The 15,334-nt window shown below is 70.8% G+C and carries 10 protein-coding genes; 4 read left to right on the top strand and 6 right to left on the bottom strand.

Annotated elements, in window-relative coordinates; genetic code table 11:
* Nucleotides 1–48: 48 nt before the first annotated feature.
* The gene (locus SXIM_RS22045) at nt 49–1,095 is read left to right on the top strand and encodes a LacI family DNA-binding transcriptional regulator (protein ID WP_030738218.1); all 1,047 of its coding nucleotides are present in this window, start codon (nt 49–51) and stop codon (nt 1,093–1,095) included.
* A 175-nt stretch (nt 1,096–1,270) separates the two neighbouring features.
* Here SXIM_RS22045 and SXIM_RS22040 read toward each other — a convergent pair whose 3' ends face one another.
* The 5 genes from SXIM_RS22040 to SXIM_RS22020 all read right to left on the bottom strand — a co-directional run bounded on the left by SXIM_RS22040 (nt 1,271) and on the right by SXIM_RS22020 (nt 7,550).
* Nucleotides 1,271–1,984: a GH12 family glycosyl hydrolase domain-containing protein gene (locus SXIM_RS22040; protein ID WP_046724947.1), complete on the bottom strand. Its 714-nt coding sequence runs from the start codon at nt 1,982–1,984 to the stop codon at nt 1,271–1,273.
* Nucleotides 1,954–3,996, bottom strand: coding sequence for a beta-galactosidase (locus SXIM_RS22035; RefSeq protein ID WP_046724946.1), 2,043 nt, complete (start codon nt 3,994–3,996; stop codon nt 1,954–1,956). The genes SXIM_RS22040 and SXIM_RS22035 overlap by 31 nt, the downstream gene beginning before the upstream one ends.
* Nucleotides 3,997–4,051: 55 nt before the next feature.
* A complete protein-coding gene (locus SXIM_RS22030; RefSeq protein WP_030738226.1) occupies nt 4,052–4,990 on the bottom strand; it encodes a carbohydrate ABC transporter permease in 939 nt (312 codons plus the stop codon).
* On the bottom strand, nt 4,987–6,063 hold the full coding sequence (locus tag SXIM_RS22025) for an ABC transporter permease (RefSeq protein ID WP_053116275.1): 1,077 nt from the start codon (nt 6,061–6,063) through the stop codon (nt 4,987–4,989). The genes SXIM_RS22030 and SXIM_RS22025 overlap by 4 nt, the downstream gene beginning before the upstream one ends.
* Nucleotides 6,064–6,200: 137 nt before the next feature.
* Nucleotides 6,201–7,550 (bottom strand): extracellular solute-binding protein, encoded by a 1,350-nt coding sequence (locus tag SXIM_RS22020; RefSeq protein WP_324604849.1) that lies wholly within the window; start codon nt 7,548–7,550, stop codon nt 6,201–6,203.
* 637 nt (nt 7,551–8,187) lie between these two features.
* Here SXIM_RS22020 and SXIM_RS22015 point away from each other — a divergent pair.
* Entirely contained in the window at nt 8,188–11,067 is a 2,880-nt protein-coding gene (locus SXIM_RS22015) for a glycoside hydrolase family 3 C-terminal domain-containing protein (protein ID WP_046724945.1), read from the top strand.
* Nucleotides 11,068–11,093: 26 nt separating this feature from the next.
* Nucleotides 11,094–12,158, top strand: a complete 1,065-nt coding sequence (locus SXIM_RS22010; protein WP_234306993.1) for a TRM11 family SAM-dependent methyltransferase — start codon at nt 11,094–11,096, stop codon at nt 12,156–12,158.
* A gap of 80 nt (nt 12,159–12,238) precedes the next feature.
* Here SXIM_RS22010 and SXIM_RS22005 read toward each other — a convergent pair whose 3' ends face one another.
* Nucleotides 12,239–13,693, bottom strand: coding sequence for an aldehyde dehydrogenase family protein (locus SXIM_RS22005; RefSeq protein ID WP_030738240.1), 1,455 nt, complete (start codon nt 13,691–13,693; stop codon nt 12,239–12,241).
* A gap of 218 nt (nt 13,694–13,911) precedes the next feature.
* Here SXIM_RS22005 and SXIM_RS22000 point away from each other — a divergent pair, with 218 nt between their 5' ends.
* Nucleotides 13,912–15,279, top strand: a complete 1,368-nt coding sequence (locus tag SXIM_RS22000; protein ID WP_030738243.1) for a M14 family metallopeptidase — start codon at nt 13,912–13,914, stop codon at nt 15,277–15,279.
* The last annotated feature ends 55 nt before the right edge of the window (nt 15,280–15,334 follow it).

Genomic DNA, 15,334 nt, shown 5'->3' with positions numbered 1-15,334 from the left:
GAACGGACGATCGAAGCGCTTCACCCAGGTTTCCACGGAGGCGCGTCTATGGTCACTCTCGCCGAGGTCGCCCGGCACGCCGGAGTCTCAGCCAGCACCGTGAGCTATGTGCTCAGCGGCAAGCGGACCATCTCGGCCCCCACCAGGGAGCGGGTGGAACGCAGCATCCAGCAGCTCGGCTACCACCCCAACGCCGGAGCCCGGGCCCTGGCGAGCAGCCGTTCCGACATCATCGCCCTGATGATGCCCCTGCGCACCGACATGTACGTGCCGGTGATGATGGAGATCGCCATGGCGGTGGCGACCACGGCGCGCGAGCACGGACGGGACGTCCTGCTGCTGACCGACCAGGAGGGCCCCGAGGCGGTGCGCCGTGTGATCGGCAGCGGCCTCGCCGACGCGATGATCCTCATGGACGTGGAGCTGGAGGACGCCCGTCTGCCGCTGGTGCACGAATCACCGCGTCCCTCCGTCCTCATCGGGCTGCCGGCCGACACGGACGGACTGACCTGCGTCGATCTGGACTTCGTGGCCACCGGCCGGCTGTGCGTGGACCATCTGGCGGAGCTGGGCCATCAGGAGCTCGCGGTCATCGGCGAGGCGGCGGCGGTGTACGAACGGCACACCGGCTTCGCCGAGCGGACGATCAACGGCGTGCGGGAGCGGGTCGCCGAGCTGGGGCTGCGGATGCTGCACCGGCCGTGCGAGGGGAGTTTCGAGTCGATGGCCGGCGCCCTGGCCCGGATCTTCGACGAGCGGCCGGGGACGACGGGGATCATCGTGCAGAACGAGAGCGCGGTGGGGCCGCTGCTGTCGCTGCTGCGGCAGCAGGGCAGGGCGGTGCCGGAGGACATCTCGGTGGTGGCGGTCTGTCCCGACCAGGTGGCGACGCAGACCTCGGTGGCCCTGACCTCGGTGGCGATCCCCGCGCACGAGATGGGGCGGCGGGCGGTGGAACTGGTGATGGCCAAGCTCGGCGCGGCCGGGGCCGGGCGGGCCAGGGCAGCGGCGCCGCGCGAGACGGTGGTACGCCTGCTCTCCCCCCGGCTGACCGTCCGCGCCAGTACGGGGCACGCTCCGCGCCTGGTGCGCTGACCCCGCGCGACGCTCCCGCACGCGCCCACCGCCGGGTCGCGGGCCCGCGCGTCCGTCGAACGGGACGGGCGCGGGTCGCGGCCCGGCGCCGTCGCGGCGTCCCGCCGCGTGGGGGCCCGGGCGGCGGGCCCTACCTCCTATGGCCGCGCCGCCCGGGCGTGTGGTGCGGGGCGCGTCAGCTGTGGCTGACGCCGAACTGGTTGGTGCGGAAGGTCAGACCACCCGAGGACGAGGTGATCTCGTAGCCGAACTGGACATCACCGATCACCTCGTTGTGGCTGATCCAGCCCTGGTCGGCGATCCAGCGCAGGATCGGCAGGATGTCCACCGTCCCCGAACTGGTGTTGCCGGTGCGCAGGAACGAGTACACGTTGTTGTGCCCGTTGCTGCCCCGGTAGATGTCCCAGGTGTGGCCACCCAGGCTCACCCTCGACTGGTAGCTGCCCAGCGGTCCGACGGGGCCGTACCAGTTGGTCCACAGCATGATCTCGTGGTCGTAGTTCTGGTCCCAGATGTCATAGGCGGTGTTGTACGCGCCCGCCTGCGGCACCGTGACGTTGAAGGTGCTGTTGAGCGAGTTCAGCTGGTCGAGCGGGCGGTTCACGATGCGCTTGGCGTTCGGGTAGGACTTGATGCCGCCGGTGTTGGGGTGGTTGGCGGTCACCGTCCAGCTGGAGGAGGAGTCGGCGGCGATGCACTGGCTGCCGCCTCCCGAGCCCCAGATGTTGTTGTAGACGATGTAGCCGTCCGGCGCCGTCCAGTTGCCCCACTGGTCGCAGGACTCCCAGACGGCCGCCGCCTGCGCCGTGGAGGCGCCGTAGCCGAAGAAGGTCAGAAACGCGACCAGCGGTGCCAGGACTAACGTGCGTGCTCTCCTTGCGTGCTGCATGTGCGGCTCCCTTGTGTCGGTGTGGGGGAAAGCACGGCCACCCCGTACCGCTCCAGCCGTACGTCGGCGGCGTGGGGGTGACCGGTGAGCAGATCGCTGTGCGGGACGTGCAGGGGCACGGTGATCGGCTCACGTGTGTGGTTGAGGAGGAACAGCAGCCCGCCGCGGCGGACGGCTTCCACCCCCTCGGGTGCGCCGGGCAGCGTGGGGGCGGCGCCGGCGGCTTCGGCGGCGCGGGCCAGCAGCGCGCGCAGGGCGGCGGGTTCGGGCAGCGTGGAGACGTACCGGGCGGTGCCCTCGCCGTAGGTGTGGCGGGTGAGCGCGGGGCGGCCGGACAGCTCGCCGGCGGCGTAGGACACCTCCGCCCGCGCCCCCGCGGGCGTCAGGTCCTCGCTCCACAGGCTGCCGGTGGTGCCGTCGTCCAGGGCGACGGTCTCCCCCGCCGCCAGCGGCCACCACTCCTCGATGGTGGCCAGGCCCAGGACGGCGCGCAGGCGCGCGTCGGTGCCGCCCTCGCGGATCCGGTCATCGGGGTCGGCGACGCCGGTGAAGAAGCCGCACACGATGTGCCCGCCGCCGCGTACGTACGCCGCCAGGCCGTCCAGCGCGGCGTCCGACAGCAGATACAGCTGCGGGATGACGACCATCTTGTAGCCGCTGAGATCGGCCTCGGGGTGGGCGAGGTCGGCGGTGAGGTTCTGCTGCCACAGCGCGTGGTGCCAGGCGGCGAGGATCGCGGGGTAGTCCAGCTCGGCCGAGGGCCGGCCCGGCTGGTTCGAGGCCCACCACGCGGGCCAGTCGTGCAGGATCGCGATCTCGGCGCTCACCCCCGTACCGGTGACACCGGCCAGCCGGTCCAGCTCCGCGCCCAGGTCACGGATGCGCCGGAAGGCGCGCGAGGTCTCGCCGGCGTGCGGCAGCATCGCGGAGTGGAACTTCTCGCTGCCCTGCCGCGAGGCGCGCCACTGGAAGAAGCACAGGGAGTCCGCGCCCCGCGCCACCGCCTGGAGCGACCACAGTCGCATCAGGCCCTCGCCCTTGGGTTTGTTGACGCCGCGGAAGTTGACGGCGGAGGCGGCCTGTTCCATCAGCATCCACGGGCCGCGGGCCTGGGAGCGGGTCAGGTCGGCGACCAGCGCGCCGTGCGCGGGGCCGGCCGGGTTCTCGCGGCCGACGGCGGGGTCGGGGTAGATGTCGACCGAGACGACGTCCTCCTCCGCCGCCCAGCGCCAGCCGTCGAGACCGCTGAACAGCGGCATGAAGTTGGTGGTGACCGGAATTCCGGAAGGGCTGTGTGCCGCCACGATGTCGCGTTCCGCGGTGAAGCACTCCAGCAGCGCGTCGCTGGTGAAGCGGCGGAAGTCCAGCAGTTGGGCGGGGTTGTTGAGGTACTGGGCCCGGCGCGGCGGGATCAGCTCCTCCCAGGAGTCGTAGCGCTGGCTCCAGAAGGCGGTGCCCCAGGCGTCGTTCAGGGCGTCCAGGTCCTGGTAGCGCTCGCGCAGCCAGCGGCGGAAGTGCCGGGCGCTCTCGTCGCACCAGCAGTGGGTGCCGTACTCGTTGTTGATGTGCCACACGCGTAGGGCCGGGTGGTGGCCGTAGCGGCGGGCGAGGTCGGTGGTGATGCGCTGCGCGTACTCGCGGTACAGGGGCGAGGAGGCGCAGAACTGGTTGCGGGCGCCGTACCAGACGGTGGCACCGTTCTCGTCCTGCGGCAGTGTCTCGGGGTGCCGGGCGCCCAGCCACGGGGGCGGGGACGCGGTCGGTGTGGCCAGCGCGACGCCGATGCGGGCGTCGTGCAGGAGGTCGAGGACCTCGTCCAGCCATCCGAAGTTCCGCGCCCCCGGGCGGGGTTCGAGTGTCGCCCAGGAGAAGACGCCGACGGTGGCGAGATTGACTCCGGCCTCCTTCATCAACCGGATGTCCTCGCGCCAGATCTCGGGCGTCCACTGCTCGGGGTTGTAGTCCCCCCCGAACAGCAGTCGGCCCCGGGTGGCGTCGTTCAGCCCTGCCATCGAATCGATTCTCCTCACGACACAAAAAAATGCCCAGCCATCGCCGTACGCGGGTTCAGCCCTTGACGGCGCCGATGAGCATGCCCTTCTTGAAGTGCTTCTGAACGAACGGGGACAGCACCGCCACCGGGATCAGCGCCAGCACCATCACGGCGGTCTGCACCGCGAGGCTCGGGATCTGGCCGGAACCGATGGCCGCCGACATGCCCATGGGACGTTCGCCCCGCACCACGATCTGCTGCAGGACGTTCTGCAGCGGCAGCTTCTCCTGATCGGTGATGTAGATGAAGGCGGCGAAGTAGTTGCCCCAGTACCCGACCGCGTAGAACAGCGCGATCACGGCCAGCACGGCGCGCGACAGCGGCAGCACGATCTGCCACAGGATGCGGAACTCGCCTGCGCCGTCGATGCGGGCGCTGTCGATCAGCTCGGTGCCGATGTTCATGAAGAACGCGCGCAGCACGAGGATGTTGAAGACGTTCACGGCCATCGGCAGGATGATCGCCGCGTAGCTGTTCATCAGGCCCAGGGTCTGGATGAGCAGATAGGACGGGATGAGCCCGGCGCCGCCGAAGAACATCGTCAGCAGCAGGGTCATCAGCAGCGGCCGGTGCCACAGCGAGTTCATCCGGGACAGGCCGTACGCGGCGAGCACCGAGGTGGTCATCGAGAACAGCGTGCCGATCACGGTGATGCACACCGAGATCCACATCGCGTTGGCCACCTGACCGCCGCTGAGCAGTTCGCGGTAGGCGTCCAGGCTGATGCCGTCCGGGATGATTACCAGCCCGCCAGTCCGGGAAATCGTTTCTGCATCGGACAGGCTGGTGGCGACCACGATCCACAGGGGGAAGAGGATGGCGAGCAGGGCGATCGCGAGGATGGTGCCCTTGGCCGCCAGGCCGATCTGAGTCGGCGGTTCCTCCCATGACGGCCTGGTGCGCTTTCCCTTGGTCTCTTCGTCGTCGTCGACGAGAACACTGGCGTCACTCATTGCTTCTTGTACACCCCCTGCTCGCCCATCGCGTGGGCGACCCGGTTGGCTGCCAGGACCAGCGCCAGGGAGAAGATCCCCTTGACGATGCCGACGGCGGCCGCGTAGCTGAACTGATGGTTGGCGATGCCCCGGTCCCACACATAGGTGTCGAGGACCTCGGAGGCTCCGACTCCGACCGCGGTGCGCTGGATGAGGAACTGTTCCATGCCCACGGTGAGCATGTTGCCGACCTGGAGGACCAGCAGCAGCGCGATCACCGGCCGCAGCGCGGGGAGGGTGATGTGCCAGATGCGGCGCCAGCGGTTCGCGCCGTCGACGGCTGCGGACTCGTACAGCTCCTGGTTGACCATGGACAGCGCCGCCAGGAAGACGATGATGCCCCAGCCGGCGTCCTTCCAGATCACCTGGAAGGTGATCAGCCACTTGAAGAAGCCGGGGTCGGTCATCAGGTCGAAGCCGTTGCCCCAGTCGTTGTCCCGCATGATCTGGGCGATCAGTCCGGCGCCGCCGAAGATCTGCTGGAAGACGGTGATCACCAGCACCCAGGAGAAGAAGTGCGGCAGGTACAGCACCGCCTGGGCCCAGGCCCGCACCTTGTTGTGCAGGATGCTGTTGATCAGGATCGCCAGCCCGATGGGGATCGGGAAGAAGAACAGCAACTGGAGCGCCGAGAAGACCAGGGTGTTCTCGACCGCACCCCAGAAGTAGCGGTCGTTCACCATCGTCTGGAAGTGCTCCAGGCCCACCCAGGCGCTGTTCGCCATGGAGCTGAAGAAGCCGTCCCCGGCGTACGGGCTGAAGAACTGGAAGGCGATCACGTTCCCGGCGATCGGGATGTACGCGAAGACCACCAGCAGGCCGATGACCGGGAGGGTCATCAGGATCAGCGGATAGTCGCGGCGCAACCGGTTCCGCCAGGCCTCGGTGCCCCCGCGTGCCTGCGGCGGTCCGTCGCGGCGGCCGGCGGCGGCGCGCAGGACACCCGGCTTTCGGTGCTTCGCCGGCGGCGGAGCTTGTCCGCCGCCTCCTTCCCGCGGTTTGGGGGAACGCGGGACCGTGCTCTGTGACACGGCATTCTCCTTGTTTCACGCGACCGGCCCGGCCGGGCATGACGCGCCCGGCCGGGTGGCCGCCTGCTTATGTGGTGTGGAGTGGTAGTCGGGTCAGGGGTGGTGGTACGGGGGCGGCGAGGGGCACCTCGCCGCTGTCACGCGTCCGCGCTGTCCAGCAGCTCCTGGTACCAGTCGCGGAGCTGGTCGCCGCCGTTGCGCCGCCATTCGGTGACCGCCTGTTGCATGTCCTTGATCGACTGGTTGCCGCGGACAACGTCGTCCTCCAACGCCTCGAAGCGGTCGGCCAGGTTGGCGAAGCGATCCGGCTCCTGCACCTGCCGGCCGTAGAACAGCGGGTCCTGCGCGAAGGGCAGCATCCGCTTCTGCCAGCTGGTCAGGTCCTGCACCATCTGCGGGGTGTCGGGGTAGGCGACGAACGAGCCCGGGGAACAGATGAAGACGTAGGTCTCGGGTGCGACCTGCTCCTCGCCCAGCGGGGTGCGCACCTGCACACCGTCCTCGACGGTGTAGTGGGTTCCCTCCACGCCGTAGTTGCGCATCCGCTGCTCGATGGTGCCGTACGGGGCGGCGCAGAAGTTGGCGATCTCCAGGGCCTCGCGGATGCGGTCCGGGCTCAGGCTCTTGTTGATGAACGTCCAGATGTTGGAGCCGTTGGCCCGCCACAGCACCGGGTCGCCGTCGGCGCCGAAGAAGTCGAAGGCGTTCATCCGGAAGTCCGGGTTGGCGGCCTGCTGTTCGGCGACCAGGTTGTGCCAGGTGCCGTCACCGTCGTTGAACATCAGGGACTGGCCGGCGGTGAAACGGTTCTTGCTGTCGCCCTGGACGGCGACCGCGTCCGGGTGGACGACGCCCGCGTCGTACAGCTTGCGGGTCCACTCCAGGGCCTCGAGGAAGGCGTCCGTCTCGTAGCGGTTGACGAGCTTGCCGTCCACCATGGCGAAGTAGTTGGGCTTCTCCGGCAGCACACCGTGGATGACGAAGGCCGACCACTTCATGTCCTCGCAGGCCCACACCTGGTTCTTGGGCGAGGTGATGTCCTTGGCGAAGTCGATGAACTCCTGCGGGTCGGTCGGCGGGGTCCAGCCGTTCTCCTCGAAGATGTCCTGCCGGTAGTAGGGCAGGACGCCGCCGATGGGGGCCCCCGGCATGGGCAGACCGCGCAGCGCGCCGCCGAAGACCGAGGACTGCCAGGCGGCGGTGGGGATCGCCGCGAGGTTCGGGTAGTCGAGGACCTTGTCACCGGAGAGGTATTCGCCCAGGTCCGCGAAGCGGCTGGAGATGGCCTGGGGTATCTGGCCGCCCAGCTCCCAGCCGGGAACACACACCATGTCCGGGATGTCGCTCCCGGCCAGCACGGCGCCGAGCTTCTCGCCGTAGGTGTTGCCGTCCTGGGTCTGCCAGTTCATTTTGACGCCGATGGCCTCATCCATCGCCGTCCAGTACTCATTGCCGCTCCTGGGCGGAGTACCCCACAGCGGGGTCATGGCGGTGAATGTCCCACCGTTCCCCTTGGGGGTGGGAACGGAAACGCCGAGTTCCGCGGTGGGAATAAAGGTCGTGTATCCCGGGCTCGAGCCATTCTCACTCGCGATGTCCGGCTCAATCGCCGTATCCGACTGCCGATATGTCGGAAGTATGCTCTTCAGGTCCTCCTGCGAGGCCCGTCCCTCGCCTCCGCCACTCCCCCCGTCGGAGCCGCATGCCGCCAGCAGCGGCACGCCCCCCACCGTCGCCGCCGCGGCGACCGCCGTGGAAGCGAGGAATTTTCTCCGACTTGGAGCGGAGCTTGAGTTCGGCATTCGTCAACCCTTCGTGGCTCTTTGCCATCACACGACCGTTGTGCGAGGTGGTCGAAGCGCTTCGATGTGGCGCCGACATTAAGACCCGTCAGCTGGGGGGCACAACCCCTGCTTCAAAGAAAGTTCGACTGTATTTCGACGAGCTGGGTAGCCTGTATCTTCTTGGGGTTCAGCAGTCGTTGCCAAGCCGTGTCTTGACAGGAGACCTGCCGGAAACACAGCATCGAAGCGCTTCGAACGTGTGGGAGAGCCGCCCCGTTACCGCGTTACCGTATCGGCCCGTGGCGCCGCCCCGATACCGCCGTCCCCAAGGGAATCACCTGTGACAGCCCATCAGCCGGCCTTCCGCAACCCCCAGCTGAGCGTCGCGGAACGGGTCACCGATCTGCTGGACCGGCTGACCCCGGCCGAGCGGCTCGCGATGCTCCATCAGTACGCCCCCGCCGTCGAACGACTGGCGGTTCCGGCCTTCCGCACCGGCCAGGAAGCCCTGCACGGCGTCGCCTGGATGGGACCGGCCACGGTCTTCCCGCAGGCGGTCGGGCTCGGCGCCACCTGGAACCCGGAGCTGGTGCGGCGCGTCGGCGAGGCCGTGGGCCGTGAGGTGCGGGCCATGCGGGCGCACGACGACCGGGTCGGGCTCAACGTCTGGTCCCCCACCGTCAACCTGCTGCGCCACCCGCTGTGGGGCCGCAACGAGGAGGGGTACGCGGAGGACCCGCACCTGACCTCGGCCATCGCCGTCGCGTACACCCGCGGGCTGCGCGGGGAGCACCCCGTGTACTGGCGTACCGCGCCGGTGCTCAAGCACTGGCTGGCGCACAACCACGAGGCCGACCGGGACACCGCCTCCACCTCGGTGCGGGCGCGGGTGCTGCACGAGTACGAGCTGCCCGCCTTCCGCGGCCCGGTGCGGGCCGGCTCGGTGGCCGGGGTGATGCCCGCGTACAACCTCGTCAACGGCCGTCCCAACCACCTCTCCCCGCTGCTGGCGGAGCACCTGCGCACCTGGAGCGAGCAGCCGCTGGTGGTCTGCTCGGACGCCGGCGCGCCCAGCAACATCGCCGGTTCCGAGGCGTACTACCCCAGCCACGAGGAGGGCCTGGCCGCCGCGCTGCGTGCCGGGGTGGACAGCTTCACCGACCACGGCGAGGACTCCGCGCCGTCGGTGGAGCGGCTCGGCGCCGCGCTGGAGCGCGGGCTGATCGGCCAGGAAGACATCGACGAGGCGGCGCGCCGTCTGCTGGACATGCGGTTCCGGCTGGGCGACTTCGACCCCGGGCTCGACCCGTTCGCGGCGGAGGCGGCGTTCGACACCCCCGAGCACCGCGAGCTGGCGCGGGAGGCCGCCGAGCAGGCCGTGGTCCTGCTGAAGAACGACGGGCTGCTGCCGCTGCGTCCGGGGCTGCGGATCGCCGTGGTCGGCCTGCTGGCGGACGAGGTGAAGCTCGACTGGTACAGCGGGACGCTGCTGCGCGGGGTCAGCCCGCTGGCCGGGCTGCGCGAGCACCCGGCGGTGGGCTCGGTGACCTTCGCGGAGGGCACCGACCGGATCCGGCTGCGTACGGCGGAGGGCTGGGTGAGCGTGCCCGCCGCCGACCCGGAGGTCGCGGTCGGCGACCGGGCGGCGGCCGGGGCCCTTGACCCGGCGCTGATCGCGGGGCGCACCGACCTGGCGCCGCTGACGGTGACGGCCGGCTCCGACCCGGAGCAGGGGTCCGTGCTGGACCTGGTCGACTGGGGCGAGGGCGTGCTGACGCTGCGCGCCGCCGACGGGCTGTACGTGTCGGTCGCCGAGGACGGACTGCTGCGGGCGTCGGCGGCGCAGCCCGGAGGCTGGGTGATCCAGGAGGTGTTCACCCTGGAGCCGCACGCCGATGGGCAGCTGCTGCGGCACCGGGCGACCGGGCGGCCGGTCGCGGTGACCCCGGGCGGGCTGAGCGTCGCGCAGGACGCCGGCGAGGGCGCGGTGTTCACCGTGGAGACGGTGCGGCGGGGCGTGGACGAGGTGGCCCGGGCGGCGGCGGACGCCGACGTGGTGGTCGTGGTGGCGGGCAACGACCCGCATCTGAACGGCCGCGAGACCGAGGACCGGCCCTCCCTGGCGCTGCCCCCGCAGCAGGAGGCGCTGTGGCAGGCGGCGCACGCCGCCAACGAGCGCACCGTGCTGGTGCTCTCCTCCTCCTACCCCTACGCGGTCGACGCCGCCGATGCCACGCTGCCCGCGCTGCTGTGGACGGCGCACGGCGGGCAGGCGGCCGGTACGGCGCTGGCCCGGGTGCTGCTGGGCGACGTCTCCCCCGCGGGGCGGCTGCCGCAGACCTGGTACGGGGCGGACGCCGAGCTGCCGGGCCCGCTGGACTACGACCTGATCGGCTCGCGCACCACGTATCTCTACTACGACGGCACGCCGCTGTATCCGTTCGGCCACGGGCTCTCGTACACGTCCTTCGGCTACGCGGACGCGTCGGTGCGGCAGGAGGGCGAGACGCTGACCGCCGAGGTGACCGTCCGGAACACCGGCACGGTGGCCGGCGAGGAAGTGGTCCAGGTGTACGCCGTGGCCACCGCGCCGAGCGTGCCCCGCCCGCACCGTGCGCTGGTCGCCCACCGGCGGGTGGCGCTGGCCCCGGGCGAGGCGCGACGGCTGACGTTCGAGGTGCCGCTGGCGGAGGCGCTGGGCTTCTGGGACGTGGCGCACGGGCGGTGGACGGTGGAGCCGGGCGGCTACGAGCTGCACATCGGCTCCTCCAGCCGGGACATCAGGGAGCGCACCCATCTGACGCTGGACGGCGAGCCGGTGCCGCCGCGCGCGGTGCGGGCGGCGGGTCTCGCGGCGGCGGACTTCGACGAGGCGGACGGCGTGGAGATCATCGATCTCTCCCGTTCGGCGGGCGACGCGGTGACCGCTGCCGGCGGGGCGCCCGGCCGGCTGCTGTTCCGGCGCTGCGACCTCGGGACGGGCGGCGGCCCGGCCGTCGTCACGGTGCGGGTGGCCCGCCAGGAGCCGGGTGAGGGCGTCCTCTCGCTGCGGGTTCCGGGGGCCGGGGGTGCGGAGCTGACGCTCGCGGTGCCCTCCACGGGCGACCGCTACGCGTACACCACGGTGCGCGGCGAGCTGCCCGTCCCGCCGGACGGGGTGGCGGACCTGGAGCTGACCGTGGGCGCCGGGGTGCGGGTGGACCGGCTGGAATTCGGCTGACGCCGCGGCGGCTAGACTCCGGCGCGATGAACGCGATGCACACCTACGGTTTCCTGCTGCTGCCCTCCCACAACCGGCTGTACGCGGCCGGCGCCGCCGACCTGGCGCGCGCCGAGCTGCTGGTCCTCAGCGACGCGGTGCTGGACGGCGCCGTGCGGGAGGTGGCCGCGGCCGAACTGGGCGGGGTGCCGTATGTGACGTTCCGCGCGCCGGAGCTGACCGCCGGGCAGCTTCGCCACGTGGCGAACCTGTCCTCCCTGTACGCGCTGTTCCTGATCGAGGGGGAGCCGGACGCTCCGGCGCTGCGCCCGGTGCCGGTGGAGCGGCTCGACCGGTTCCCCAGTGATCTGATCACCATCCAGAAGTACCCGGGGAAGACCAATGAGGACTTCACCAAGCTGCTGCTGAATGTGACGGCGATGGCGTGCGACGCCCCGCAGCGGCTGCTCAGCGGCGGACTGCGGGTGCTCGACCCGCTGTGCGGGCGCGGCACCACGCTCAACCAGGCGCTCATGTACGGCCTGGACTCCGCCGGGGTCGAGCAGGACGCGCGCAGCGTCGAGGCGTACGAGAACTTTCTGCGGCACTGGCTGAAGGCCGGCCGGCTCAAGCACCGCGCGGAGAGCGGGCAGGTCCGCCGGGACAAGCGGACGCTGGGGCGGCGGCTGTCGGTGGAGATCGGCGAGAACAAGGAGCTGTACAAGAAGGGGCAGTCGATCGGGCTGACCGTGGTGCAGGCGGACACGGTGGCCAGTGATCAGTTCTTCAGGCCCGGCTCGTTCGACCTGATCGTGACGGACGCGCCGTACGGGGTGCGGTACGGCAGCAGGACCCGCGGCGAGGGCGGCGGGCTGACCCGTTCCCCGCTGCCGCTGCTGAGCGAGGCGGTGCCGGTGTGGGCGCGACTGCTGCGCACCGGTGGCGCCATCGGCATCTCGTGGAACACCTATGGCGCCACCCGCGCGGAGCTGGCGGAGGTGCTGGCGGACGCGGGCTTCGAGGTACGGGACACGGAGCCGTACCGGGGTTTCGAGCACCGGGTGGATCAGGCCATCACCCGGGACCTGATCGTGGCGCGGAAGACGGCCTGAGGACCACCTGAGCGGCGTCCGAGCGCCGGAACGCCCCGCGCCGTGGACGGCGGGGGGCGTTCCGGCACCGGGCCGTTCCGCTAGAGCTCGATGCCGGTGAGCACCATCACCCGCTCGTAGGTGTAGTCCTCCATGGCGTACCGCACGCCCTCGCGGCCGACGCCGGAGTCCTTGACGCCGCCGTAGGGCATCTGGTCGGCGCGGTAGGACGGCACGTCGCCGACGATCACGCCGCCGACCTGCAGGGCCCGGTGGGCGCGGAAGGCGGCGCGCAGGTCGTGGGTGAACAGGCCCGCCTGGAGGCCGTACCGCGAGTCGTTGGCGGCGGCGTAGGCGGCTTCCTCGTTCTCGACGGTGGTGACGGTCATCACCGGGCCGAAGATCTCCTCATGGCTCACCAGGGCGTCGGCGGGGACGTCGGCGAGCACGGTGGGCGCGTAGCTGGCGCCGTCCCGGGTGCCGCCGGTGAGGACGGTGGCGCCGGCGTCCCTGGCCTGGTCGACCCAGGACTCCACGCGGCGGGCGGCGTCCTCGCTGACGAGCGGACCGACGTCGGTGGCGTCGTCCGCCGGGTCGCCGGTGACCAGGTTCCGTACGGCTTCGATCAGCCGGGGGAGCAGCCGGTCGTGCAGGGTGGCGTCGACGACGACGCGCTGTACGGAGATGCAGGACTGGCCGCCCTGGTAGTTGGAGAAGGTGGCGATGCGCTGGGCGGCCCAGTCCAGGTCGGCGTCGGAGGAGTAGTCACCGAGGACGATCGCCGCCCCGTTGCCGCCCAGTTCCAGGGTGACGCGCTTGCGCGGCACGGAGTCGCGGATGGACCAGCCGACCGGCGCGGAGCCGGTGAAGGAGATGATCGGCAGCCGCTCGTCGCGCACCAGGTCGGGCATGGCGTCGTTGGGCACCGGCAGCACGCTGAAGGCTCCGGCGGGCAGGTCGGTCTCGGCCAGCAGTTCGCCCAGCAGCAGCCCGGAGAGCGGGGTGGCGGGGGCGGGCTTGAGGATGATCGGCGCGCCCGCGGCGATGGCGGGGGCCACCTTGTGGGCGCAGAGGTTCAGCGGGAAGTTGAAAGGCGCGATGCCGAGCACCGGGCCGTAGGGGATGCGGCGGGTGAGCGCGAGCCGGCCCTCGCCGCCGGCGTCGGCGTCCAGTCGCTGGCCGGTACCGCCGTTGAAGCGGCGCGCCTCGTCCGCGGCCCAGCGGAAGACGGAGCGGCAGCGGGCGACCTCGGTCCTGGCCCACTTGATGGGCTTGCCGTTCTCCGCGCTGATGAGCCGGGCGATCTCCTCGGCGCGTTCGGCGAGCCGGGCGCCGACGTGGTCGAGCGCGGCGGCGCGTACATGCGCGGGGGTGGCGGCGAACTCGGCGGCCACGGCGGCTGCGGCGGCCACCGCCGCCTCGGTCTGTTCGTGCGTGGGCACGCTCACCGTAGCCAGATGCCGGCCGTCCCAGGGGGAGGTCACCTCCAGGGTGTCCGTACCGGTGGCCTGCTGCCCGGCCAGCCAGAACGCCTGGGTGGCAGTCGCTGTCGTCATCGCGGGTCCCGCCCTTCCGAAAGGGGTGGAATTGGGTGTCCGGGCTCCACCGTAGGGGTTCGGGCACTCCTGCTTACTTGTACGCCGCGTAGGGGTGGCTGTTTCCATTCTTACGCCTTGGCCGGGTGGGACCGGAAAGGCGTTATTGACCGGAGCATGCCATGTTCGAAACCATGGCGCCGCCCCCACCCGTCGCACTGGAGAACCCAGGAGCTGCGATGCGCACACCGCGTGCACCACAGGAACCACGCACCACCCGCCGCACCCGGCGAACCCGCAGGTACGGTGCGGCCGGCGCCGCCGTCCTGTCCCTGGCCCTGGCGCTCACCCTCGGCGCCCAGGCCACCGCCGTACCCGGCCCGGCCGCGACACCCGACCCGGCCCGCTCGGCGGATCCGGCCCGTCAGCAGATCCGGCAGTACGAGGTGGCCGGACTGCGGACGGCCCAGGACCGTACGGCGCTGGCCGGGACCGGCACGGCCATCGACGAGGTGCTGCACAGTTCGGTGCTGATCACCGCCGACGCCGGCGAGGCGGAGCGGCTGCGGAAGCTCGGCTACGAGCTGACCCCGCTCGCCGACACCGCCGAGGGCGCCGACTTCCAGGCCGCCGCGCCGTCCGATTACCACACCTACGCGTCGATGACGGCGGCCGTCAACGACACCGTGGCCCGTTATCCCGGCCTGGTCAGCAGCCGGGTGATCGGCCGCAGCCACGAGGGACGTGACATCGTCGCGGTCAAGGTCAGCGCCAATGTGGCCGTCGACGAGGACGAGCCGGAGATCCTGTTCACCCACAACCAGCACGCCCGCGAACATCTCACCGTCGAGATGGCGCTCTACACGCTGGACGAACTGACCTCCCAGTACGGGCGCGACGCCCGCGTCACCGAACTGCTGGACACCCGGGAGATCTGGCTGATCCCCTCGGTCAACCCGGACGGCAAGCACTACGACACGGAGTCCGGCGCGTTCCGTTCCTGGCGCAAGAACCGCCAGCCCAACTCCGGTTCCAGCTCGATCGGCACCGACCTCAACCGCAACTGGGACCACATGTGGGGCTGCTGCGGCGGCTCCTCGGGCAGCACGAGCAGCGCGACCTACCGGGGCGCGTCGCCGGAGTCGGGGCCGGAGACCAGGGTGGTCGCCGACTTCGTCCGCAGCCGGGTGGTCGGCGGCGAGCAGCAGATCACCGCGCACATCGACTTCCACACCTACGGCGAGCTGATCCTGTGGCCCTACGGCTACACCTACGCGGACACCGCGGCGGGTCTGACGGCGGACGACCGGGACGCCTTCGTCGCGGTGGGGCGCGAGATGGCCGCGAGCAACGGGTACACGGCGCAGCAGTCCAGCGATCTGTACATCACCGACGGATCCATCAACGACTGGCTCTGGGCGGACCAGGGGATCTTCTCGTACACGTTCGAGATGTATCCGCGCGGTGCGAGCGGCGGCGGCTTCTACCCGCCTGGCAGCGTGATCGACCGGGAGACCGCCCGCAACCGGGAGGCCGTGCTGATCCTGCTGGAGAACGCGGACTGCATGTACCGCTCGATCGGCAAGGAGTCCCAGTACTGCTCGTGACCGATCAGGGATGATCAGTAACGATCGTCCACTGGCAAATTCTGACCGGATCTGA

Source organism: Streptomyces xiamenensis, from assembly GCF_000993785.3.
GTDB lineage: Bacteria > Actinomycetota > Actinomycetes > Streptomycetales > Streptomycetaceae > Streptomyces > Streptomyces xiamenensis.
Note: the sequence above shows the minus strand (reverse complement) of the source record. Positions and strands in the feature narration are given on the sequence as shown.